The following is a 23805-nucleotide window of genomic DNA, read 5'->3' on the forward strand; positions in this document are numbered from 1 at the left end:
GTCAAACCCACCTCCTAGCGTATCGGCTTCGTGGGCGCCAGATAGAATACTTTGGGTGAAGTGCCCAGTTCTTCTTTCAAGCGATACGAAGGCCGTTTTCCGATAAGCTTACTAACTTCTGAATTTGGATCATCGAGGTCTCCGAAAATGCGCACCTTTCCCGGACAGCCTCGAGTACAGGCTGGTTCTTCTCCATTAGCGGTGTATTGCACACAGAACGTACATTTTTCGGCTACTCCTGCTGGCCGATCAGGGGTAAAAACCAATCTACCCTCCTTATCTCGGAAATCGACAGGGTAGCCATACTCATACCCTTCCTTATATCCCACCCGTTCTTTAGCCTTTTTAGGGTCTTCCCAGTTGAATTGTCGAACCCCGTAAGGACAGGCTGCAAAACAATATCGACAACCAATACAACGTTCGTAGTCAATCAAAACCACGCCACGTTCATCGGTATAGGTGGCTCCAGTGGGACAAACCTTTTGGCAAGGGGGATTGTCGCACATTTGACAGGATACAGGCAGAAAATTCATTTGCAAGGCTCCAGCTTTGCCCACCGCGGCTTGGTGAAAGGTACTCCCTGGAGTAAATACTCTATTCCACCACGTCCCTGGCGGCTGTGCGTTATGGGATTTGCAGGCCACCGCACAAGAACGGCAACCAATGCAACGATCCAGGTCTATCACCATTCCAAGTCTCATTGGACATCATCCACCTTTCTCACATCACAGAGGCATTCGTTCCAGGCCGTGTTTGGGGACCACATCCCGGGGACAAAGTAGAGTTCATGGGTCGGCTTAATGAAGGGATAGGTTAAGGAGTTGTAAGACTCCCCCTTTAGATACCGACTCCACCAGCCCTGCTCAAAAACCGCTTGCTTGTGTCCAACCCCTGGATCAATAATTGCGTAAGCTGTGACTTTGCCACGATCATTGAAGATTTCGACGAGATCCCCTTCATTGATTCCCTTTTCTTTGCCATCCTCAGGACTGAGCCAAACTCTCGGCTTCCCCTCTTGAAGCTCATTCATCCAGATGTTATTGGAGTGCGTGGAGTGTACTCGGTAGATAGCATTCCGAGTGACATAGCTAAATTGATACTTTTCTTTATTGAGTGGATTTAAGGCATACTCGCTTTCCTCAAAGGGAGGTTTATGGACTGGAAGCGCCTCGCCCAATTGCTGCATGATATCTTCATCTTTGTAAAGTTCAATCCGTCCACTCTTCACAAACTGTGCTGTTTGTTCAAGTTTGGCAGGCAGGCTGATGGGGGGAAATGGCTTCTTATGCTGGACTTGGTCATAGAATGGAATTTGCCGACCTCCTGGGACATCAGACTTCAAGCGAACTGGGCCTTTTTTCAATTGTTCTAATGTAATCCCCTCAACCTCAGGTCCTCCAGTTTTGAGCAAAAGCTCAATGACCTTCTCTGCTGCAGCTTGCGGATCAAGCTCTGGATAAAAGTACTTTTCAAAATTAGGATTAAGCCTCTTCGCCAGTTCGCGAATAATCCAAAACTCCGGTTTACCCTCATAAAGCGGTTTCACAGCTGGTTGTTGCAGTTGAAGGTATGGATGTACCGGCGTGGCCACAAGATCAGTTTTTTCATACCAAGATACGGCCGGTAAAACGGCATGACTATATTGACACGACGTGGTCATTTGAAAATCAGTGGTCACGACAAATTCTAAGTCTGTTTTTTCTACCATTTCACGGAGTTTATTTGACATGTTATGCTGATCAAACGGATTACCCCAACCTACAACCAGTGCTTTAATCCCATTTTTGGGCCATGAGGCTTTCATGGTTTTAGTCGGGCCATTAAGGACATAAAGAAAGGGTAGCCAATTTTGCTTTTTGCCTTCAGGAACCCACCACTCTGCGACTTTAAAACGAATCCGATACTGACCAGCATACGTGGAAATCCCTGCTCCGGGTTTACCAATATTCCCCGTTAAAATTGGAAGCATAGCTAGCGCTCGTCCCTTAAGATCACCGTGATACCACTGATAATTACCTGCCCCATAAATCACATGCAATGGTTTGTTCTCCACCATTTCTCGAGCAATGCGTACAAGATCCTCTTTATGTATCCCCGCCAGTTTCTCGACGGCATCTGGGGTGTATTGGTTGAGGCTTTCTTTAAGAAGTTGGAACGCAGGTTTGACTTTCACGATTTCACCCGTTATAAGGGTTACGTTCAGAATACCTTCGATCATGATATCTGTGGGAAGATCGAGTTTCTCCGGATGGACCGCTATAAAATGACCGTTATAAGCAACATAGGATTCCCTGTAGGCTGGTATATCTGCTGGTTTGACGAGATCTTTAACCTTATCCGCTTTAAGTCGTTTGCCATTATCCAAGCGCACAAGAAGCGGCAGGTCGGTAAAGGTTCTGATAAAATCCACATCATATAGCTTCTCTTCAATTAAAACCCGCGCCAAACCTAAGGCAACCGCTGCATCGCTGCTGGCGTTAATGGGAAACCACTCATCCGCTTTAGCTGCGGTAGGACTAAAGTTAGGGTCAAAAACCAAAATCTTAGCTCCACGATTTCTAGCTTCTAGCAAAAAATGGGCATCCGGAATTCGCGTGGCTAGGATATTAGAGCCAAAGACCATGACATAACGGGAATTAGTCCATTCTCTCGGCTCGAGTTCTTCGCTCTGCACCCCGAAGGTCATCGGCCAAAACATTGGTAAGTCTCCGTTTTGGTCATAAGCATGATGCATAGTCCAACCTGCTAAAGTTGCTAACCTACTCACTGCCCCTTTTTGGACATACCCAGTTCCGCCTACCTGAAAGAGTACCCCGATCGACTCAGGGCCGTATTTATCAGCTATTTCTTTTAATCGGCCTGCGGTATAATCCAAGGTTTCATTCCACGAAGCTTCTTTAAAATCGCCTGAACCTGGCTTCCCTTTTAAAATGAGAGGCTTTTGCAAGCGGTCCGGGCCATAAATAAGGTTTGTCATGGAAAGTCCTTTCAGGCAACCGCGGGGATTGTACTCCTCTTCTGGATAGTCTGCAGCTTGAATAATGGATTTAATCTGGTCGTTCTCGACAAGAGCATTCATCCCACACGCCCCAGTGCAGTTCGGAGAACACGTTGTGCGAACGTAATTTAGCTGCGGATCAACTTGTTCGGGTATGGCCATCGCCTGCTGAATGAATGACGCCGTACCTCCTGTCCCCACCAAAACGCCCGTAGCCGCAGACACTTTAAGAAATTGTCGACGCGAAAGCTTCAAGTTCTTTCTTTCCACTTTGGACACCTCCACTTGATTGTACTATTTCCAAACGTAGTTCTATGTAGTTGGTTCTTACGCTCAATTAGATCACAATTTCGTTAGTAATTCCGTGAACGCTGTCACACTTAAAATGTGATTTGTTCTCCCGACGTCATGGAGGGCCTGGTAGCGGTTAGCCACCGGATAATCTCATCAATTGAAACTGTGATTCCATCAATTCTATAAGAATTCTGATACCACGGATTAAAAGAGACTCAAACCCTAAATTAAGGGCTTAAGTCTCTTTTAATTGCCTTGTTTTAATTTCGACTATCTGCCGACAATACCCCCGTTTTTCTAAAACATTTCCTTCTTCATTAAATAAACAATACCACCAAAACAAAGGACAACAGACATAAGCACGACAATCACAAAACCATAGTCTGAAGTCTGAAAAGGAATTTTTAGGTTCATACCGAAAAAGCTGGCTAACATAGTCGGTAGAGCTAAAATAATTGTAATCGATGCTAGAAACTTCATGACCATATTTAAGTTATTTGAAATTATAGAAGCAAAAGCGTCCATCATACTACTCGAAATGTTGCTATAGGTTTCAGCCATCTCGACCGCTTGTTTATTTTCTATGATGACATCTTCAAGTAAATCTTGATCCTCTTCATATACTTTCAGGACCTTAGTTCTTAACATTTTCTCCATGACCTTTTCATTGGATTTGAGGGAGGTGGTAAAATAGACCAGACTTTTTTGAAGGTTTAGCAACCTGATTAATTCCTTATTCTTCATTGATTTGTGGAGTGCCAATTCTATTTCGTTCGTTTTCTTTTCAATTTCTCTAAGTAAGGTTAGATATAACGAGGCACTTCTATAGAGGATTTGAAATAGAAACCTTGTCTTCTTATAGGTTTCTATTCCGCGAATTTTCCCACGTGCAAAATCATTAAGGAAATCGACCTCTTGTAAACATACCGTCACAAAATGGTCCTCAGTTAAAATGATCCCGAGAGGAATCGTTTCGTAGATAACCGTAGCATCTTTAATTATGGGAACGTTAATAATAACCAAAATCTGGTTATTCTCAGTTTCAATTCGTGGTCTCTCTTCATCATCCAAAACATCTTTAATGAAATAATCACATTCCATTCCCGTGGTCTTGGTTACTAATCCAATTTCCTCTTCAGTTGGATCAACCATATTTATCCAAGTTCCCTTTTCTTCAAGTTTATTTATATTACAGATGATATCGTCCACCGTATTATACACCGCTAACATTATAACTGCCCTCCACTTCGGTTAAGCAAATCCCAACCAAGCCCCATTTCTAGGTTCTTTAACTCTCCCGACTAGCATGCCATTTTTAAAGTATCTTTATAGCTCTAAGTGCTTGTTAAATTAGCCAATGCTGACAAAGGTAAAATTTCTGACAAAAGAAGAGTCTTCTTCTACTGAAGCAGAATAGCTATAAAAAGTTTCGTTTATCGCAAGGTATTTCTCTATAATAGTCGAATCTATTATAAGTAATATTGAGAGAATGAGGACTTGATATGTGGGGTTTTGGCAAAAGAGATTTTGTTTTATTCTTATTGGCGAGTGCTGTGATCGGAATTACGCAAAGCATCGATACTTCATTTTTTAACAACTTTCTAAGTGATACTTATCATGTAACCATTTCTCAGAGAACATTCCTGGAAATCCCCCGGGAATTTCCAGGCTTTGCAGTTGTCTTTGTAACGGGTCTTTTGTTTGCTTTTGGAGACGTTCGGACAGCCGCTGTAGCGAACCTTCTCGGTGGATTAGGGGCTCTCGGTCTCGCATTCTGGTCACCTGAATACTTACCTATGATTGGCTGGTTGACAGTCTACAGTATGGGGCAACATTTGTTTATGCCTATGTCCAATAGTATAGGAATGAATTTAGCCTCTGATGGCCAGATGGGGAGAAGATTAGGTCAGATCAACTCTGTCAACACAGCCGTCTTTTTAGCGACCAGTTTGGCTACAGCCCTCCTTTTCAGGTATATTAAAATCGACTATCATTTGGCCTTCGCAATTTCGGCAGGAGCCTTCTTTCTCTCGGCTGTACTCATCTTAATGATGAAACCACACACGGGTAAGAGAATCGGTAAGCGGTTTGTGCTGCGCAAAGAGTATAGGGTTTTTTATGGATTAAGCATCCTCTTTGGCGCAAGGAAACAGATCTTTGTCACCTTTGGGCCGTGGGTACTCATTAAGGTATTTGGACAGGGTGTGGCGACCTTCGCTATCTTAAGCTTTATCATAGCGGGACTTGGAATTCTTTTTAAGCCGTTTATCGGGTACCTGATTGATAGTAAAGGCGAACGATTTGTTCTGGCGGGAGAAGCGGTGTCTTTAATCTTTATTTGTTTAGGTTATGCTTTTACTCAAGGGTTACTAGGAAATTTGGGTCTAGGAAAAATTGCGCTTTACGTCGTCTGTGCATTATTTGTTCTCGATCAAATGCTGGCGTCCGTGAGCATGGCCAGAGCCACCTATGTTAAGAAAATCGCCTTAAATAACGAAGATGTTTCTCCAACTTTATCCATGGGGATAAGCATTGATCACATAGTCTCAATGTTTGTGCCATTTCTGGGTGGGTTTATCTGGACTGTTTTCGGCTATGAATACGTATTTATGGTTGGATCTGCTATTGCAGCCCTCAATCTACTTTTAACGACTAGAATGAAGACGTCAAGTAGTCAACCCGCTAATGAAGCTATCGTATAAGTATGTTCTCAGTGATAGAGACTCTATCTAACCCAAGTTTAAGAAGGGGATGTGCCGAAAACTTTGAAGTTTCGGTACATCCCCTTCACTTTGAATAAGCGTTTTATAGCTACCTTTTTAAAACATATGATTATATATCAAGGGCTGATTTAGGATTCCGTCGTGGCAGCTGCTTGAAGCTTAGCTTTTTCCTCTTCTACCAGCTTGCGACGCAAAACTTTCCCGACAATAGTCCTTGGCAATTCATCTCTAAACTCCACGTGGCGGGGAACTTTAAAAGCTGCCATTCTGGTCTTGCAAAAAGCGATGAATTCCTTTTCGTCTGCTTCCATATTAGCGTGCAAAACTATATACGCCTTGACAGTTTCTCCACGGTAGAGATCCGGTACCCCTGCAACAACAACTTCTTTAACCTTAGGATGTTCGTATAGGACTTCCTCGATATCACGCGGATAGATATTATATCCACCTGCAATGATGATATCTTTTTTGCGGTCAATAATAAAGCAGAAGCCATCTTCGTCCATTCTGCCGATGTCACCCGTATGCAACCAACCGTTGCGCAAGGTTTCAGCTGTCTCTAGGTGCTTTTCCCAATACCCCTTCATGACTTGAGGACCCCGAACGCATAATTCTCCTATCTCACCCACAGGAACTTCCCGGTCGCCCGTCTCTAGATCCATGATTACATAATCCGTGTCAGGGAGCGGTAAACCGATGGAACCCGAGAGCGTTGGACGATCAAGTGGATTGCAATGAGTTATAGGGGAAGCCTCAGACAAGCCATAGCCTTCGACTAAATTTCCTTCGCCATGCGTCACTGCAGTAAACTTTTGGGCTACCTCCAAGGGTAAAGGTGCAGAGCCACTCGTGCACACTTTAATGGCCGCCAAATTCTCCCGATATTCTTCGATCCGAGGATGATTGTTAAGTGCCATAAACATAGTTGGCGCGCCCGGAAAAAGAGTGGGTTTATAGTTGCGAATCGTTTCCAGCACTTGATCCGGGTCGAAGCGGGGCAAAATAATCTGAGTAGCCGCAAGTGATACTGCATAATTCATGCAATCGGTCATACCATAGACATGAAATACTGGCAAGATGGTAAGAATTCGTTCATTCCCATACTCCATATTTATCGACCATTCAATGACTTGAAGGGTATTGGCGATCAGATTAAGGTGGGTGAGCATTACCCCTTTAGATACACCGGTCGTTCCACCCGTGTATTGCAATACGGCGAGGTCCTCGACGGGATTAATCGCTGTGACGGGATATACGGGATCATGTTTGATGAGTTCATCGTAGGAATAAAAGCCTTCTGCCTGCTGGACTGGTGCCATAAAGTTAAAGACAACTACCCGTTGTAACGCCGTTTCTGCTATTATATTTTTCACCCTAGGATACATCATTTCTAAGACAATAATGGTCGTTGCACCCGCATCATTCATTTGATAAGCTATTTCCCGTTCAATATACATGGGGTTTGTTTGTACTACAATGGCGCCTAATTTGAGTATGGCGAAGAAAGCGATTTCCCATTGGGGGCAATTCGGACCCATCAGCCCGACACGGTCCCCTCTTACAATACCTATATCAGCTAAGGCACCCGCGAAACGGTTAACCTGATCTCCAAACTGCCTGTAGGTAACCGTCTGACCCCCAAAAATCATAGCAATTGTGTCCGGCATTTTTTCAACTGTATCATCAAACATTTGACCAAGCGACTTATAGGGATAATCAATATGGTGCCTAACACTGGAGGGGTAACTTTTAAGCCAGAGTTTTTGGTTATCCTTCATTCGATTTCCTCCTCTTTATAACTCCTTAATCATAGTATTTTTATATAATTAGGAATTTTCAGAATACCTAATTTAAAATTTTTTTCTCCTTATGCCTTGTTGTGAATATCTCCCACAGGACGTTAAATCAGCACCTCATTCCTTTTTTAATATTCTGACAACCACTAGGACAATCTAATGCAATATTTGTGCCATCCAAATATGTCAATCAAACCCACCCCACTAAGCGATTAGTAGGTTGTGTGAGTCTAACCTGTATGGAATTACATACAAACAGTCCTCTTCAAACTCTATTTTTTGTACGTAAACCGCACAATCGACCCTTAAATAAATTCCTTATTCATGGTTGACAATCTCCTTTGCGAGAATCAAAGACTTTGTTTACGAAGAAAGGAACTGCTTCACTTAGTAAAAGCAACCAGTTCCTTATGGTTTAACAAATTCACTTATTGCCAATCCAAGTCCTTATTTTCTTTAACCCCTGAAAGCTTCTCAGCAAGGTTTTTACGATGTTCTAGATTAATCAATCGACTAATCATAATGCGCTGAGCTTGGGGAGAACCCGCTCCATGCATAGATTCTGTGAGGTAACCTACGGCCGCGGTTCCCATTGTGAGATTCTCTATTAACCTCAGCATTCGCTGACGGTTTTCAACCGGTATATCTGACTTACCTACAAAGTATTTCCTTATTATTGGCCCCACATCAGCATGAACAAAATCTTTTTCCGATGGCATCGTAACGAACGCTCCACCTGCAACATCTTGCGCCAAGCGTGCAATCTCGTATGGGAAACGTGTCACGTTTTGCTTACAGATATTAGCTAACAATATGTCGACAAGGTAATTGCCAGCGGCTGTTTTATACCCCTCCGCCGAGCAAGCAATTCCGCAAGAATATAGAGTCTCATTAAGATGGCACATCTCCACAATCTTGTCCTTAACATGCGAGGCGCGAGAAATCCCATTGTACTCTGCCATAGCTTGAGTAGCTCCAATTAGAGCATCACCCACTCCAACCTTGCACCCCCCATAACTCTGACGGTGATAAGAAGCGAATCGTTCCACCAGCATGGTCGTAAAATCGGTTTCACCATCCATGAAGACCCGTTCCCACGGTACAAATACATCATTGAATATAGTCATAATCTCTTGCCCACCAAAATACTGGTTGCCGACATCTATGCTTCCGCTCTCCATTTTACGGGTATCACAGGATTGTCTACCATAGACAAAAATAATTCCCGGAGTTTCGAGCGCCACAGCAAAGCTTACTGCCCATTCTTTCTCATCCTCTTTAAGTGAGTTATTGGGCATCACTAAGATTTCATGAGAGTTAAGCATGCCAGTTTGATGCATCTTGCATCCCCTAACGACAATGCCGGCTTCACTCCGATCCACTATATGAACATAGGCATCTGGATCAGTTTGTTCCTTAGGTCTCTTCGACCGATCGCCGCGTGAATCAGTCATACATCCATCAACCGCGAGATCGTTGTCCTGCACGTATTTCATGAATTCAATAAATCGTTGATGGTAGTGGGTACCATGTTTAACATCAATCTCAAACGTTGTGTTAAAAACTGCATTAAACGCATCCATGCCGACACAGCGTTGAAAACAGCAGCCTGTTTTTTGTCCCAAGAGACGCTGCATCTTAACTTTTTTCACCAAGTCCTCAGTGCTCTGATGAAGATGTGTGAAACGGTTAACCTTTTGACCGGTTAGGTTCGAAGTGGCGATCATGATATCTTCATACTCTGCTTCCATGGCCATCTTATAGGTCATCGCCATAGCATTGACCGAGGGGCGAACCATCGGATGATCAACGTAATTCTCTACCTTCTCCCCAAACATATAAAGGTCGATTTTCATTTTACGAATGTCATTGATATATTGTTGTGACGTTTTCAAAGTCATCCTGGTCACCTCATTTGCAAGATTAACTCAATTGCTTGAAGCTTTCGTCACCGAAGTTTCGAGGCTCAGCTTTATTTAGACGAGTTCACTGTAACCAAACTCAGGATTCCGTCGTTGCAGCTGCTTGAAGCTTAGCTTTTTCCTCTTCTACCAGCTTGCGACGCAAAACTTTCCCGACAATAGTCCTTGGCAATTCATCTCTAAACTCCACGTGGCGGGGAACTTTAAAAGCTGCCATTCTGGTCTTGCAAAAAGCGATGAATTCCTTTTCATCTGCTTCCATATTGGCGTGCAAAACTATATATGCCTTGACAGTTTCTCCACGGTAGAGATCCGGTACCCCTGCAACAACAACTTCTTTAACCTTAGGATGTTCGTATAGGACTTCCTCGATATCACGCGGATAGATATTATATCCACCTGCAATGATGATATCTTTTTTGCGGTCAATAATAAAGCAGAAGCCATCTTCGTTCATTCTGCCGATGTCACCCGTATGCAACCAACCGTTGCGCAAGGTTTCAGCTGTCTCTAGGGGCTTTTCCCAATATCCCTTCATGACTTGAGGACCCCGAACGCATAATTCTCCTATCTCACCCACAGGAACTTCCCGGTCGCCCGTCTCTAGATCCATGATTACGTAATCCGTGTCAGGGAGCGGTAAACCGATAGAACCAGCGAGAGATGGACGATCAAGTGGATTACAATGCGTAACAGGGGAAGCCTCAGACAAACCATAGCCTTCGACTAAGATTCCTTCGCCATGCGTCACTTTGCTAAATTTCTGGGCTACCTCTAAGGGTAAAGGTGCGGAGCCACTCGTACAGGATTTGATCGCAACTAAGTACTCACGATATTCCTCGATCCGGGGATGATTGTTAAGTGCCATAAACATAGTTGGCGCGCCCGGGAAGAACGTCGGCTTATGGATGCGAATCGTTTCCAACACCTGATCTACATCAAAACGCGGCAAAATTATCTGCGTAGCTGCAAGAGACACGGCATAATTCATGCAGTCGGTCATACCATAGACGTGAAATATCGGTAGGATCGTGAGAATCCGTTCATTTCCATGCTCCTTGTTTGGGTCCCATTCTTGAACTTGGAGGGTATTAGCGATTAAATTATGGTGTGTGAGCATAACCCCTTTGGATACACCCGTTGTTCCACCCGTGTACTGCAGGACGGCGAGATCTTCGATGGGATTAATGGCTACCTTGGGATAAACAGAGTCATGTTTGATGAGTTCATCATAGGAATACAAACCTTCTGCCGGCTGAACCGAAGCCAAAAAGTTAAAGACTACCACCCGTTGTAAGGACGTTTCTGCAATTATATTCTTTACCCTAGGATACATCATTTCTAAGACAATGATGGTCGTTGCACCAGAATCATTCATTTGATAGGCTATTTCCCGTTCAATATACATGGGGTTTGTCTGTACAACAATGGCGCCTAATTTGAGTATGGCGAAGAAAGCGATTTCCCATTGGGGGCAATTCGGACCCATAAGCCCGACACGGTCCCCTCTTACAATACCAATGTTAGCTAAAGCTCCCGCAAAGCGATTGACCTGATCCCCGAACTGCCTATAAGTTACGGTCTGAGCCCCAAAAATCATAGCAACTGTGTCCGGCTCTTTGTCCACAGTCTCATCAAGCATTTGGCCAAGCGACTTAAAGGGATAATCAATGTGATACCTAACCTTACTTGGGTAGCTTTTCAACCATAGTTTCTCGCTCTTCATCATCCTTAACCTCTCTTTCTTCCCATCAATCAAAAAGGCATAAGCTTACCTAGGTTTTCTTTCATAATTTCTCACTCATATGAATAAAAGCCCTTTTTAGTTTTCTTACCATATTCTCCTTTAAAAAACTTCTCAATAACTAGTGGTGAAGGCTTGTCTTTAGGATCACCGGTTTCTCTGTATCGTTCCATGCCGATATAGTAGGAAAGATCGATGCCTGTAAAATCCATTAGGCGGAACGGACCCATCGGATGACCTAAAGCATTAGTTACCGCCATATCAATTTCTTCCGGGCTAGCAATACCCATATCGGCTAGAAACAGTGCCTCATGATGAAGCGCCGATAGGATCCGATTGACCAAAAAACCATAAATTTCTTTCTTCAGCAACACACCATTTTTACCTAGTTTAGTGCATAAATCCATCGTGACTTGTACTGTTTCTATTGAAGTGTGCGGCCCTTTTACAACTTCAACCAGCTTCATAACTAGGGCAGGATTAAAAAAGTGCATGTTGCATACTTTGTCCGGTCGTTTCGTAGCATCAGCAATCTTTGAACTGACAATAAAGGAGCTGTTGGTGGCTAAAATCGCATGAGGAGGGGCGATTCTATCTAAATCAGCAAAAAGCTTCCTTTTGATGTCCATTATTTCTACAGCTGCCTCGATTACAAAATCAGCCTCTCCAGCTGCTTCCTCTAAATTCTGTGTAAAGCTTAGATTTGAGAGGGCTTGGTCAGCTTGCGCTTGTGGTATTTTTCCTTTGGCAACCCGTTCGGGCAAATAAGTTCGTGTAAAATCTTCTGCTTTATTCAGCATGTCTTGACTAATATCAGTACATCTGACCTGAAAGCCAGCCAATGCAGTACATAAAGCAATCTGATGACCCATATTTCCAGCACCTATTACACAGATCTTTTTAATATTATCAATTTTCATGATTTACCTCCGCAATCTTTCGTTTGCTCACACCACTTTAACGTAATCCGATAATGTTCATAGGCCGTTTGCTGCCTTATAATCCCTCTTCCTCTGTCGCTCGTGTTATCAGGGTGGAACAGCTGGTAAACACCAATTCGCCCGAAAAATCATAACCTATGGTTTCAACCACGACAAAAATTAACTTTCCCGACTTTCCTATGCGTTCATAGACATCTTTAACACGACGCTTATAGGTTACGCTGTCTCCAATAAAAAGTGGTCGATGGTAAGTTATTTTTTGTTCTCCATGAATCATACCGGGAATAGGTAATTCAAATTCCCCTATGTTAGACTGGATTAGAGTCCCCACAAACGTTGCGGGCACCCGGTCATCACATTTGATTCCCGCAGCCTCGGCGAACTTACGTACTTCCTCGCTTTTTATCTTTAATAAAATCGGCTCACTTTCCCGGCCAATTAATTCTTTCGCAATCATACTCTGCTTCCTTTCTATTCGCAGATCTCCTCTTCTTAGACCAGAATTCTAAGATACTCCTAAATTTCTAATTCAAATAACTTCTCCTTTTTCAAATATTCTGATAAATTTAACTGCAATATTTATGCCACCAAAGTTTATGAGTTAAATATTTAAAAACTTGCTTTTTAGGAAGAGTTTATGCTCCCTCTGAAACTTGTATAACCTATCCAAGGACTTAAGCTACCTTATCGTGTACGAAATCAATACAAACTTTAGGATTTTTGTATTGATAGTATACAGTTTAAACGTCGATTCCCTATAACCACCTCGATGTTTCGACCATTAAAAAGATCCACCCCAACGTGAAGGGCCGTTCTGGGTATTCACCCCATTACGGCCCTCACTTAAATTTTAGTTAGCCAATTACTTGCCTGCAGAATTCTTAATCGAGAATGGCTTACCGTACTTCCCATTTTCCACCATAATCCCTGTTCCATCCGTTGTCATCCCGCCCCCCGCATCGACTCCGGGTAGTGGAACAACGAGACTAGGATCATTAAAGGGCATACTTCCTTTAATTCCTTCAAAAATCTTAGTTGCATCAGTAACACTCCCGGACTTTTCAATTCCTTTTGCTACAAGCATCATTGCTTCATAATTCCAAGTTGGTTCCCAGGCAGGAACTTTATTACTATACTTGGCTTTAAATCGATCAACAAAGGCCTTTGTTCCTGGACCCTCGAAAAGATAGACTGGTACAACACCTACAACTCCATCCAATTCTGCCAATGGAACTACTTCAGCCATTTGTTCTACTTTGGCTTGGTCCATGACTAAGAATCCACCCTTAAAGCCGAGTTGTCTGGCTTGTTTAACAACCATAGCCGTGGGTTGCGAAGGTCCACCTACGAACAATACGTCCGGTTTGCTGGCTAGGGCTTTGCTGATATAGGTATTGAAATCGGATTCTTTGTTATAATCCACTGGATTATTGGCTACTACAGTACCTCCTAGTTTTTCCCACACTGGGACGAGTACTGTGGCCCAGTCTTTTCCATATTGACTTGTAGTAGGAATAAGCGCAATTTTTTTGCCATATTTATCCATAACCTTTTTTGAAAACTCCTCAGGATAGAGACTATACGGTGGAGGAATCCGTAAAGTTAATTTGTTTCCACCCGAAGTAATCTTTGGTTCGCTGGTGTAAGCAGCGAGCAAAAATCCATCGGTTTCATTAAATTGTTGAAGAGCGAAAGCACCACCACTATGAGGTGTAAATATAACAGGGGTATTATATTCAGACTTAAGTCTTCGAGCATTTGTCGCGGCTTTATCTGGTAAGTATTGGTCATCTAGTTTTATTAGATTGATTTTATACTTTTGTCCGGATACCGTCATTCCTTTGGCATTAATCTCTTCTACAGCCATATCCAAACCATCGGTATTATCTTTACCATATAATGCGGCACCGCCACTTAGAGGGCCGGTATAACCAATGTTCAACGTTTTTACCTCCGTGTTAGCAGAGGGGGTAGTGCTACTAGTAGCAGGTTTAGTACTACAACCTGCAATCACCAGCAAGCCGATTAAAGTAATTGCTAGCCATAAACTATTCTTACGATTCATTAAGTCATTACACCTCTTCCTTTTTCTTAAGCTCTCTTTATGATGGTTATGTGTTACTTAACGTTTCAATATGCTATAACAATTCCCCCTTTTAACACTCATCACAATAGAAACTGAAAACACCTTTTAAAAAAAAGATTAATTAATTGAATATTATTAATATACTGAATATTATATGCAAATTTGATACCATCCCTAATCTCCGCTATTTGCGGATCTATATCTAAAAGTTATTTACTTTTTATACACTTTTACCCATTTATTGTATGAAATGTAAACATATAATGTCTATTATTCCTATGAAATTTGGCAGTTAACAAGCCTTTGATACCTTATGCCTTAAACAGAAAAAGGACTAACCCGCTCGCCTGGTATTAGTCCTCATTTTTACAAATTTAAGTTTACCCGTTAAAAATCATCGTTCAAAAGCTTGTATGATCTGAGCCCCCAATACAACCCAATGCCCAGGCTGCCATACCCTTAACCCGTTCATCGCTATTCTCAAAGAAAGCCTTTTCCAAATGGGGGATGAAAAAAGAATCATGGCTATTTCCCATTACCCGTGCCACATTCATTTTCCAGCGCCAAATTTCATTTGCAGACATGTATACTGGCTACCTCGCGTAACCCTGTCATCATCAATATAGCACCGACCACTTTTGTTGTGTTTCAAAAGCATCGGCAGTCGTAAAACCAACGTCATCAAACCCCAGCTTGAGAGCCTGGTCGATAATCTCACGTTTACTAATCAATGATCCCACCTTCTCTTTCTTTGTGCCGATTACTAAAAAGAACACTACAACTCCTTTAAGATTTTTATGGCGGGCGGAGCAGCAAGAAGATCTTTAAATTTTGATCCAGCCTCTTTGAAATGAGCTGAGTGTCGATGATCAGCCATCGCTTGCTCATCTTTATATTTCTCTACAAAGATAATCTCGGTAGGGTCGTTGGCTGTAACATGGGCAATGTACATTAAATTACCTTCTTCTTGGGTCCTTACCTCATTGGCCAGTAGAGCGCAGGCCTCAGCTAATTCGGTTTCTTTGCCCATTTGGGCTTTTAAACCAGCTAAAATGGTTATCATTTAAAAATCCCCTCTCTTTTTTAGTTTTTTGGTTATTTCAGTCCATTTAATGGTATGGGTCTTATTTCAAGCACTAGACAAAAAGGCTTACGATTTGATTCTCCTTTGAAAGCCAATATCCCCCGACAGTGAGCCGCAAAGAAGGAATTGCCGTAAAAGTGGCGGTTAAAAGGGTTAAAAGAGGATTTTCAGCCCAACAACCCGCCTCTCGTAACGCTAATATTAATGAAGTTAACCGCTCAGCAACAACTGCTCCGGCGAGAGTGGAAACAACCCCATATATCGGGAAGGCCAATTCAACTTTTACCTTACTGTCACAAATGTAAACTATACCTCCATTTAACTCCTGCAGACGATTTACCGCTATAGACATGCTCTGATCGTCACACCCAATTACGACGGCATTACCTTCATCAAAAGCCGTACTGATTGCAATCGCCCCCTGCCGTAAACCGTAACCTTTAATCAATCCTAGCGATCTGCGACCTGTCCCCTCAAAACGATCGAATACCGCTATTTTTAAAATATTGTCTTTCAATTGGATCACACCTTCATCAACAGGCATGTCTAGAAGAGCCTCTCGGTTCACGATCTCTGTTATCATATCCATGACTCTAACTCGAACAGTATTGCCAGGAGCCGCAATATGAAAGAAAGAGGGCGTCACAGTTGGAATTTTAATGCTTTGGTTAAACTCAGAGGAGAGATTCTCTACCGGCAGGTCAATATCTAGTTTACCTTGTTGAGCCACTACTCGGCCTTTACTGATTACCAGTTGAGCCTCAATTTTATCAATTGAGGGAATTACGACTAGATCTGCATATTTTCCCGGAGCAATTCCGCCTAGATCAGTATCCAGATTAAAATGTTCAGCCGCATTTAAAGTCACCATTTGAATCGCTTTAATCGGATTCAATCCTAAGGAAATGGCCTTATTAACAATAAAATCCATGTGACCGTATTGTAGCAAATGGTTGGGCAATAGGCCATCGGAAACCAGGATGACCCGACGTAGATCGATATCTAGCTTACTTAACACTGGAATGATAGTCTCCAACTCACGACGAATTGAGCCTTCTCTGATCATGGTTGCTAGGCCTAAGCGCAGTCGACCTAATACATCTTCGCAATTAATTGGTTCGTGACAACTGTCCACTCCATAAGCGACAAAGGCATTTAACCTACCCTCTCTAGCCCCAGCACCATGTCCCTCCACCGTTTTACCCAGGGAACGTGCCTTGGCAACTAATTCACTTAGATCTCCCTCAATCGCTTCGACAACCCTTGACCAATAAATCTCTCCCAGACCTAATATTTCTGGGTATTCAAGAATTTCGAGCATTTCAGTTTTGCTGACAGCTGGCTTTTCCTCACGTTGAGCACAAAGAAAAGAAATAACCGGGGCAGTTGCAAAAAACCTGAGGGGATATGCAGAGAATTTCTCCACAAACGTTCGGACCCCGGCTATTCCCATTCCGTTCGCTGCTGAAGAAGTCTCTGTAATCACGGTAGTAGTTCCATGAGGAAGGATCAAGGTAACAAATTCTCTTAACCCCATCCAATTATCCATATGACAATGAGCTTCTATTAGCCCCGGAATGACTACTTGGTCATGAACATCAAGCTTCAAAGTATTGGGACCGATAGGAAAGCCTTGACTAGGTCCTACATAAGCAATGCGTTCGCCCGAAATTAAAATCTCGTAATTTTGAAGTAATTCACCTGTGTATACATTTAGTACAGTACCTCCAGACAAGATGACGTCAGCCGCCTCTTTGCCCAAAGCGATCCGTTGCAGACGTAAGATCTCATCCGTTTGAATGGATATTTTCATTTCGTTCTATCGCCTTCTTCTATTAGCCTTTTTATAAATAGTCTGTCACGGTTTTCAATCAACTTGTCTATATCTACACCCGTATAATCATAAAGATCCTTCCTTGTTTTTAGGCCCAATTCGCCTTTTGGACTTTTTCTTGGTTGCTTGGATACAATCAATCGGTTTGCCTTTAAAAATACTTTCGACACATTTATTACACGAGATACATTTTGCTTTCTTATGTTCATTAGTTTTCCAATCGTTGATGAGGTTTGGTTCACAGATAAGAGGACGACATAGCGAAACAAAATTAGCCTCTTTATTCTCAATGATCTCCTTCATAAGAGAAAAGGTTCTTAACCCACCCACCATCATGGTTGGAATATCTGTCTGGCTTTTGATTTCTCGGCACCAATTGCGATAGTAGGCCTCTTTATCGCGGCTATTGATCTTAGTTTTATATTCAGTACCCACATACCTTATACCCCTTAACCCCTGACTGATTTCTAAAGAGTCAAATCCAAAATCAGCCAGTAGTTTAGCGGCTTGTTTTCCCTCATTAAACTCCAGACCACCCAAGAAACCATCTTCTACTCCGATTTTAATCAATACAGGGTAGTCATTGCCAACCTTTTCCCTAATGTCCCTATATATTTCGAAATGCAAACGAAGGCGATTTTCAAGACTCCCGCCCCATTGATCCTGTCTTTGGTTTGTATAGGGTGAAAGAAATTGACTTAAAAGATAGGCATGGGCACCATGAAGCTGTACAGCATCGAAACCGGCTTCCTTGGCTCGTTTTGCTCCATCCCCAAAGGCATGAATTATCTCCCAGATTTCACTATCAGTCAGGGCCCGATATTCGCCTTTATAATAGAGATCATTTTCAATGATTGATGGGGCTAGTGGAAGAGTATTTTTTGTTTTTAAGTATTTAGCCTCTCTCCCACCATGAAAAAGTTGAACAGCAATTTTAGCCCCTCGTTCGTGAACTGCACTTGTAAGCTTTCTAAAGCCAGGGACAAATTCCTCCCCTGCGATAGAGTTCTGAAACGGGGATACCTGCCCTGAATGATGAACATAGGCTATACCCGATATGATTAATCCTACCCCACCCTCAGCTAGATCAGAGTATAGCTTTATTTGTCTATCAGATATATGACCGTTGTTGTCTGCAAAACCATCATAAGTAGCAGATCTTACAAAGCGATTTCTAATCTCTAAGTTTTTAATACTGCAAGGCTCAAATAAAACACTCATACTTGCCTCCATAATAAGATTTTTCAAGTTACTTGCCCTTAAATTTGGGCTTTCTTTTTTCTTTAAAAGCCCACTTCTGCCAAGGTGCGGGCGATGCCTGCCCAATCCCTTTACTCCCTCCGTTAACTAGCGCTACTTTGCTGCTGATTCACTCAATTTCCACCCCTGTATTTTCCAAAAATCGGGCTACCATATTATAAAAGCCGATCGTAAGAGTAAGTTCCACTAATTCCTGGTGGCTTAGGAACTGAGATAGTTCGGCAAAAGACTCTTCACTTGATTTGACATTGACCGTAACTTCCTCAGTGTATCTAAGGACGGCACGCTCTTGATCATTGAATACCAGACTGTCCCTATCTTGCCTAACTGCAGTGATCTGTTGTTCCGGTACCCCAACTTGCTTAGCCACAATTTCGTGCTGGTACCACTCGTATCGGGAGTCACAAAGATAGGCAATCCGTAAAATGGATAATTCACGGAGGCGGGCATCAAGCTTTGCTTGAGTCAGTAAAGAATTTCCCATACGCATGAAATGGCGTACACTGTGTTCTGCATGGGCCATCATTTTGTTGATATTTAGGACACTCAGTTGGGACTTGCCTCCTGTAATCATATTGCGAGTCTTTTCAGGCATCTCCTCCAACGGCATCATGGGTAACCTAGTCATTTACAATCCCCCTTACTTAAGAAAGTTCTTATTCAATAAATAGATCCAGTAATTAAATGTTTCTCTTAAATTGTGAATGTTCTGAATTATTTAGTTAAAAAATTTTTTTCTTCCGCTCTTCCTAGTTCAAACCATTACTACCTAGCTATGTACTTTAATTTTACACGGAAGGTAATAACACCTCTCTCTTTCTCAGTATTCTAAAAAAATATTTTTAACTTACAATTGCAATATTTGTGCCACCCCCAATACCCTCGCTCGCTTTTGAAAAGAAAAGAACTAACCAAGTTTCCCTGAAATTAGTTCTAATTTTTATTAATCTTATCATCGATGTTTAACTTTAGTTGAACGAGTTCACTAAATTCGGTTTACCATTAAACTATTCGACCGACCAGTCTGCGAGCCTAAAACCCTCGACATTCTTATATCTGTCAAATAGATAGTGCCGAAAACGCACATATTCTTTATAGTCGCACTCGATCCCTTCTTTAGCTAACACTTCTACCAATTTCTCCATATCAGGGGGACATCCCCAAATTGGTATAGCCTTTGTAAGGGATGGATTATCCTTATTTAGGTGGCAAGCACATTTTCCAAATAGCACTGAGTAGTCAAAACTAGAACTGGCTAGTTGTTTCTTTCCGGTGACTACCTCTACATTTGGAAAGGGCTTTCCCTTATAAGCTGAGGAAAAAAGAATCAACATGGGATTATATTGTGCCGAGCAACCGGTACAAAGGCTGCTGTCATATTTACGGATTGCTAGACCGGTAATGCCGCGCTTTTTAAATCCGGCTGGACCAGTGTCTTCCTCTGTCCATTCCCAGTCATAATTAACATACTGTTGATGATCGGCAATACGTTCTCCCTTAACCTCATAATCTGCAAGTTCCAAACTGTAACCGTGCCGTTTAGCATAGTTTGTCAGATGTACCACTTCTTCAGCTTTATAGCCTATGATAGCCGCACCCACAAGATCACAAGCAAAAGGATCACGAGAAGCTATTAAAAGATCCTTTCTGAACGCCTTGCCGGTTGGACCAGGTCCCTTTTCAAGAGTATAGAGACCATCGATAATCGTTAAAGCCACTGGCAACTTTTCGATGATCCGCGGGAATGTACTACTGAGTTCTCCATCCCCAAGTCCGTGGCAAAATTGTTTTGATTTTTTATTAATACACCCCTTAAGGTTCTTAATACCTAAAGATACTTTAGCCTGATTATGAGACTTTAGCACGGGTACATTGATAATTTTATCAGCTTCAAGAGCTTTTTTAGCGATGTCAATTTTAAACCCGTCCCCATAATCCGTCGTTACAAACTCATCTTGGTTGAAATCTACTAATTTAACTCCGTAACGTTCCTGCAATTTTTTATAACCCAGCGCTTCGAAAACAGCATCTCCTAGAGACTTTCCATTTGTAACTGCACCTTCGCCAATGGTTAGATCTTTAAACCCATGTTCAACTAAAATGCGCACTAATGCACTCATAACGACACTTGTAGTAACAACACCAAATGGAGGAAATGGTAAATCGAAATCCCAGCTTACAATGTTCGGCTTGATGAGAATACGGTCGTTCACGTTTAATCCTGCTAGTCCATCACTTAATCTCAAACTTTCTTGTAGAGAATCGTAGACGTCAGTTACTTTTACAATTGATACAGTGGCTTTTTCCATAGTTACTCTCCTCGATCCTTATGGTTTTCTTGGTCGTTCTTCGGTTGACTAGTATTCGAAAAAACCCTTACCGGTTTTTCTACCTAAGTGGCCTGCGCTGACCAATTGTCGTAATAAAACAGGAGTCCGATATTTAGTATCACCCGTGTCTCGAAACAAGGTTTCTGAAACCATTAGAACTACGTCTAGACCACAGAAATCCGCTAAAGCTAATGGACCGATTGGGTGATGTCCAGCCAGTTTCATAACTTTATCGATATCTTCTGCCGTAGCCAATCCTTCTTGTAACACAAAGATAGCCTCGTTGATCATGGGATTGATGATTCTATTGAACACAAATAAAGGACTATCCTTAACTTTAATGACTGTTTTTCCAAAGCTTATTAATAGTTTTTCCGTTTCTTTCAAGGTGGCTTCAGACGTGTGATAACCTTGTACTAACTCTACTGGTTCCATGCGCGGGGGTGGTATAAAAAAGTGTGTTCCTATCACTTTTTCCTGTCTATTTGTAGCTGCAGCTAATTCAGTAATACTAAGCCCTGAAGTGTTGGTCGCTAGAATTGTTTCAGGTGGACAAAGACCGTCTAGTTTTTTAAACAGACTCTTTTTAATCTCCAATTTCTCAATGACCGATTCAATAATAAAGTCCGAGGAACTGAGATTTGCTAAATTGGTGGTCGTATTAATTCGCTCTAAACACTGTTTAGCAGTCTCTACGGTTGTCTCACCTTTTTGTGCGATCATATTCAAGCTTTTCTGGATGTTGGCAAGACCGCTCTGTACCAACTCTTCATTCAAATCCCATAAGAAAACTTCGTATCCTGCTTGGGCTGCCACCTGGGCAATACCCGCCCCCATGGTTCCGGATCCAACTATTCCAATCGACAACTCATCCCACTCCTCAAATACGAATCGCCACTTCGTCCCAAGCTTATTTCTTTTTTATGGTCGCATAGCATGTTGGTAGGGACCCAATAGTTCTGGCAAAAGCGCATAAGCATCTTTCACCCAGTCACAAAGAAGTGGACGGGTTTCACGAGGGTCAATAATCTCCTCGATGCCAAAAGCTTCTGCTGTTCGAAAGGGTGAACGAACGGACTCCATTCCATCCATAATTTCCTTAAGAAGAGCCTCGGGATCCGAACTGGCCTCTAACTCTCGTCGATAGGCCGCTTGTACTCCTCCTTCTAAAGGTAGGGAACCCCAGTCACCCGACGGCCAAGCGTAACGCAAATGAAGAGCATGACCATTGATCATCCCTGCTCCGCCAACACCAAAGACTCGTCTTAAAATAACTTCAAGCATAGGTACTGTTGCTTGGTAGATAGCAGCTATTGCTCGAGCACCTCGACGAATAGTCCCCCTCTTTTCCGCATTCAAACCAATATCCATTCCAGGTTGATCTACCAAATTGACAATGGGCAAATGAAATGTTTGGCATAGATCGACGAATCGTTCTAATTTGTCCGCCCCTTTGTCGGTAAGCCCTCCCCCCCGAATAAAGGGATCAGGGGCGATAACACCTACTGGATGACCGTCTAATCGTGCCAGCATTGTAACAGTACCAGCACCGAAAAAACGTCCCATTTCGAATAAAGAGCCTTGATCAAAAACCATGGACAATAATTCCCTGATCTTGTAGGGTCGCCTTCGATTGCGCGGAATTACTGCAACTAATTTTTCCTCTTTTCGCTGAGGATCATCGTTGGAAGGCATAACGGGCGGAAGTTGCCATACATTGGAAGGTAAAAAAGAAAGAAACGTTTTAATTTGTTGGAAAGCCTCTTGTTCTGATTTAACTACATTATCGACAACCCCGCTGGCTCTATGAACAAGGACCCCGCCCAGTTCCTCTTTCGTTAAATCTTCTCCGGTCCCGAATTTAACAACAGGCGGACCCGCCACCATAACCTGGGAATTGCTCTCAACCATCACCGAGAAATGGGCGGTTACCACCCTAGCCGCACCCAACCCAGCTACGGATCCGAGACAAGCCGCTACCACAGGGATACGACCTAGGTTTGCAACCACTAAGTCCCAAGCAGGGTTGACTGGTACATATGTGTACCCTTCATTGGACAAGAATTTAACGCTTCCTCCACCCCCAGTGCCATCGACAAAACGAACGATAGGAACTTTAAGGTCATGGGCCATGCGCTCTGCATACTCCTGTTTACCTCGCACTGACCCATCTGCAGCGCCACCGCGCACGGTAAAATCATCCCCTCCAACTACAACTTTACGCCCCTCAATACGACCCGTACCAAGGACAAAATTGGCTGGCCGGAAGTCAGTCATCTTGCCTTCCTCATAGATTGCTTTTCCTGCTAGAGCTCCCGTTTCGTGAAACGTACCTTGATCAAGGAGTTGATCGATTCTTTCTCTTACCGTTAACTTACCTTGGGCCCGATGCTTAGCGACCCGCTCTTCTCCCCCCATTAGTTTAGCTAATTCTTCTCGTTTGTGTAATTCATCAACCTCGGGTTGCCAATTCAATTTATAACCCCCTCCGGAACCTTTTGAGCTTCTCACGCGGCGCTAGTTCTTTCAATACTTTAGGTATTTCGCCCACAAGTATTACTACTTTTTCGACCTAGGTGTCATTCCAGCAATAGCCCTGACGATATCCTTTTTAGATTAAGAAACTGCGTTGATCGCGTTAGTTTTAAGAATTAGTTGGCTTTACCCCATTATTCCCACCCCTTTCCAACCGTTTGATTTACTGGCCGACAATATGTTCTGCTTAATTCCTTCAGGGAAATTAAATGCAATTATTGTGCCAATATTCCAAAATTTTTAGAAACTCCTTACCTG

19 protein-coding genes are annotated in these 23805 nt (G+C 42.7%); 1 reads left to right on the plus strand and 18 read right to left on the minus strand.

The window, feature by feature from the left end:
* Window positions 1-14: 14 nt before the first annotated feature.
* The 3 genes from UF75_RS06160 to UF75_RS06170 form a co-directional block, all read right to left on the minus strand.
* Window positions 15-701 carry a 4Fe-4S dicluster domain-containing protein gene (locus UF75_RS06160; protein ID WP_045573728.1) on the minus strand — a complete coding sequence of 229 codons (687 nt, stop codon included), beginning with the start codon at window positions 699-701 and terminating at the stop codon, window positions 15-17.
* Window positions 698-3268, minus strand: coding sequence for a molybdopterin-dependent oxidoreductase (locus tag UF75_RS06165; protein WP_045573729.1), 2571 nt, complete (start codon window positions 3266-3268; stop codon window positions 698-700). Before UF75_RS06165 ends, UF75_RS06160 begins: the two co-directional genes overlap by 4 nt.
* A 321-nt stretch (window positions 3269-3589) precedes the next feature.
* Window positions 3590-4522, minus strand: a complete 933-nt coding sequence (locus tag UF75_RS06170) for a magnesium transporter CorA family protein (RefSeq protein ID WP_045573730.1) — start codon at window positions 4520-4522, stop codon at window positions 3590-3592.
* 272 nt (window positions 4523-4794) lie between these two features.
* On the opposite strand from UF75_RS06170, the gene UF75_RS06175 reads away from it, so the two are divergent.
* A complete protein-coding gene (locus UF75_RS06175) occupies window positions 4795-5994 on the plus strand; it encodes an MFS transporter (RefSeq protein ID WP_045573731.1) in 1200 nt (399 codons plus the stop codon).
* A 149-nt stretch (window positions 5995-6143) separates the two neighbouring features.
* On the opposite strand, the gene UF75_RS06180 is transcribed toward UF75_RS06175, so the two are convergent.
* From UF75_RS06180 to UF75_RS06245, 15 genes are all read right to left on the minus strand, one after another.
* Window positions 6144-7793: a long-chain fatty acid--CoA ligase gene (locus tag UF75_RS06180; RefSeq protein ID WP_045573732.1), complete on the minus strand. Its 1650-nt coding sequence runs from the start codon at window positions 7791-7793 to the stop codon at window positions 6144-6146.
* A gap of 446 nt (window positions 7794-8239) precedes the next feature.
* Window positions 8240-9712, minus strand: a complete 1473-nt coding sequence (locus tag UF75_RS06185; RefSeq protein ID WP_045573733.1) for a 4-hydroxyphenylacetate 3-hydroxylase N-terminal domain-containing protein — start codon at window positions 9710-9712, stop codon at window positions 8240-8242.
* 100 nt (window positions 9713-9812) lie between these two features.
* Window positions 9813-11462 carry a long-chain fatty acid--CoA ligase gene (locus UF75_RS06190; protein ID WP_045573734.1) on the minus strand — a complete coding sequence of 550 codons (1650 nt, stop codon included), beginning with the start codon at window positions 11460-11462 and terminating at the stop codon, window positions 9813-9815.
* Between the two features lie 68 nt (window positions 11463-11530).
* Window positions 11531-12397 (minus strand): 3-hydroxyacyl-CoA dehydrogenase family protein, encoded by an 867-nt coding sequence (locus UF75_RS06195; protein WP_045573735.1) that lies wholly within the window; start codon window positions 12395-12397, stop codon window positions 11531-11533.
* A gap of 76 nt (window positions 12398-12473) precedes the next feature.
* Window positions 12474-12875, minus strand: coding sequence for a MaoC family dehydratase N-terminal domain-containing protein (locus UF75_RS06200; protein WP_045573736.1), 402 nt, complete (start codon window positions 12873-12875; stop codon window positions 12474-12476).
* 405 nt (window positions 12876-13280) lie between these two features.
* Window positions 13281-14483, minus strand: a complete 1203-nt coding sequence (locus UF75_RS06205) for an ABC transporter substrate-binding protein (RefSeq protein ID WP_045573737.1) — start codon at window positions 14481-14483, stop codon at window positions 13281-13283.
* A 422-nt stretch (window positions 14484-14905) separates the two neighbouring features.
* Complete coding sequence (locus UF75_RS06210; RefSeq protein ID WP_045573738.1) at window positions 14906-15088, minus strand: hypothetical protein; 183 nt, start codon at window positions 15086-15088, stop codon at window positions 14906-14908.
* Between the two features lie 33 nt (window positions 15089-15121).
* On the minus strand, window positions 15122-15280 hold the full coding sequence (locus UF75_RS28050) for a hypothetical protein (protein ID WP_156146262.1): 159 nt from the start codon (window positions 15278-15280) through the stop codon (window positions 15122-15124).
* A complete protein-coding gene (locus tag UF75_RS06215; protein WP_045573739.1) occupies window positions 15280-15567 on the minus strand; it encodes a putative quinol monooxygenase in 288 nt (95 codons plus the stop codon). Before UF75_RS06215 ends, UF75_RS28050 begins: the two co-directional genes overlap by 1 nt.
* Before the next feature lie 73 nt (window positions 15568-15640).
* On the minus strand, window positions 15641-17401 hold the full coding sequence (locus tag UF75_RS06220) for an adenine deaminase C-terminal domain-containing protein (RefSeq protein WP_045573740.1): 1761 nt from the start codon (window positions 17399-17401) through the stop codon (window positions 15641-15643).
* A gap of 87 nt (window positions 17402-17488) precedes the next feature.
* Window positions 17489-18643, minus strand: a complete 1155-nt coding sequence (locus UF75_RS06225) for an NADH:flavin oxidoreductase (protein WP_045573754.1) — start codon at window positions 18641-18643, stop codon at window positions 17489-17491.
* Between the two features lie 148 nt (window positions 18644-18791).
* Window positions 18792-19310, minus strand: a complete 519-nt coding sequence (locus tag UF75_RS06230) for a carboxymuconolactone decarboxylase family protein (protein WP_045573741.1) — start codon at window positions 19308-19310, stop codon at window positions 18792-18794.
* Between the two features lie 379 nt (window positions 19311-19689).
* Entirely contained in the window at window positions 19690-20991 is a 1302-nt protein-coding gene (locus UF75_RS06235; RefSeq protein WP_045573742.1) for a DUF362 domain-containing protein, read from the minus strand.
* A gap of 48 nt (window positions 20992-21039) precedes the next feature.
* Complete coding sequence (locus tag UF75_RS06240) at window positions 21040-21879, minus strand: 3-hydroxyacyl-CoA dehydrogenase NAD-binding domain-containing protein (RefSeq protein ID WP_082075037.1); 840 nt, start codon at window positions 21877-21879, stop codon at window positions 21040-21042.
* Between the two features lie 54 nt (window positions 21880-21933).
* The gene (locus tag UF75_RS06245; protein ID WP_045573743.1) at window positions 21934-23487 is read right to left on the minus strand and encodes a carboxyl transferase domain-containing protein; all 1554 of its coding nucleotides are present in this window, start codon (window positions 23485-23487) and stop codon (window positions 21934-21936) included.
* Window positions 23488-23805: the final 318 nt, after the last annotated feature.

It is taken from the genome of Desulfosporosinus sp. I2 (assembly GCF_000960765.1).
In the GTDB taxonomy this organism is placed as follows: domain Bacteria; phylum Bacillota; class Desulfitobacteriia; order Desulfitobacteriales; family Desulfitobacteriaceae; genus Desulfosporosinus.

Excerpts from the sequence above, each read along its gene's own strand:
- UF75_RS06160 (WP_045573728.1), bottom strand. The coding sequence starts at position 701 with ATGAGACTTGGAATGGTGATAGACCTGGATCGTTGCATTGGTTGCCGT.
- UF75_RS06170 (WP_045573730.1), bottom strand. The coding sequence starts at position 4,522 with ATGTTAGCGGTGTATAATACGGTGGACGATATCATCTGTAATATAAAT.
- UF75_RS06175 (WP_045573731.1), top strand. The coding sequence starts at position 4,795 with ATGTGGGGTTTTGGCAAAAGAGATTTTGTTTTATTCTTATTGGCGAGT.
- UF75_RS06180 (WP_045573732.1), bottom strand. The coding sequence starts at position 7,793 with ATGAAGGATAACCAAAAACTCTGGCTTAAAAGTTACCCCTCCAGTGTT.
- UF75_RS06185 (WP_045573733.1), bottom strand. The coding sequence starts at position 9,712 with ATGACTTTGAAAACGTCACAACAATATATCAATGACATTCGTAAAATG.
- UF75_RS06190 (WP_045573734.1), bottom strand. The coding sequence starts at position 11,462 with ATGATGAAGAGCGAGAAACTATGGTTGAAAAGCTACCCAAGTAAGGTT.
- UF75_RS06195 (WP_045573735.1), bottom strand. The coding sequence starts at position 12,397 with ATGAAAATTGATAATATTAAAAAGATCTGTGTAATAGGTGCTGGAAAT.
- UF75_RS06200 (WP_045573736.1), bottom strand. The coding sequence starts at position 12,875 with ATGATTGCGAAAGAATTAATTGGCCGGGAAAGTGAGCCGATTTTATTA.
- UF75_RS06205 (WP_045573737.1), bottom strand. The coding sequence starts at position 14,483 with ATGAATCGTAAGAATAGTTTATGGCTAGCAATTACTTTAATCGGCTTG.
- UF75_RS06210 (WP_045573738.1), bottom strand. The coding sequence starts at position 15,088 with ATGTCTGCAAATGAAATTTGGCGCTGGAAAATGAATGTGGCACGGGTA.
- UF75_RS06215 (WP_045573739.1), bottom strand. The coding sequence starts at position 15,567 with ATGATAACCATTTTAGCTGGTTTAAAAGCCCAAATGGGCAAAGAAACC.
- UF75_RS06220 (WP_045573740.1), bottom strand. The coding sequence starts at position 17,401 with ATGAAAATATCCATTCAAACGGATGAGATCTTACGTCTGCAACGGATC.
- UF75_RS06225 (WP_045573754.1), bottom strand. The coding sequence starts at position 18,643 with ATGAGTGTTTTATTTGAGCCTTGCAGTATTAAAAACTTAGAGATTAGA.
- UF75_RS06230 (WP_045573741.1), bottom strand. The coding sequence starts at position 19,310 with ATGACTAGGTTACCCATGATGCCGTTGGAGGAGATGCCTGAAAAGACT.
- UF75_RS06235 (WP_045573742.1), bottom strand. The coding sequence starts at position 20,991 with ATGGAAAAAGCCACTGTATCAATTGTAAAAGTAACTGACGTCTACGAT.